1 protein-coding gene is annotated in these 230 nt (G+C 51.3%); it reads left to right on the top strand.

From position 1 onward, the window contains the following. Positions 1–25: 25 nt before the first annotated feature. Positions 26–230: alpha amylase C-terminal domain-containing protein (locus SQ11_RS17090; RefSeq protein WP_232298064.1), on the top strand; the 205-nt coding region annotated here is incomplete at its 3' end.

Here is a 230-nt window from a genome sequence, read left to right as displayed (position 1 = left end):
CTGCCATGATTCTGCCCAATCGGTCTTGAGCTACCTGCGCCTAAAAGAGGACGATTTTGTCGTGGTGGTATTAAATTTTACTCCCGTCCCCCGCGCTAATTACCGTCTCGGGGTCCCTAAAGCCGGCGTCTATGTAGAGTACTTCAACTCGGATTCTAGCTACTATGGCGGCAGCAACATGGGCAATAGCCAAGATATCCAAGCCGATGAGATTAGCTGGATGGGACGTC

Origin of the sequence: Nitrosospira sp. NpAV (genome assembly GCF_000832065.1) — a bacterium.
Lineage (GTDB): Bacteria > Pseudomonadota > Gammaproteobacteria > Burkholderiales > Nitrosomonadaceae > Nitrosospira.
Note: the sequence above shows the minus strand (reverse complement) of the source record. Positions and strands in the feature narration are given on the sequence as shown.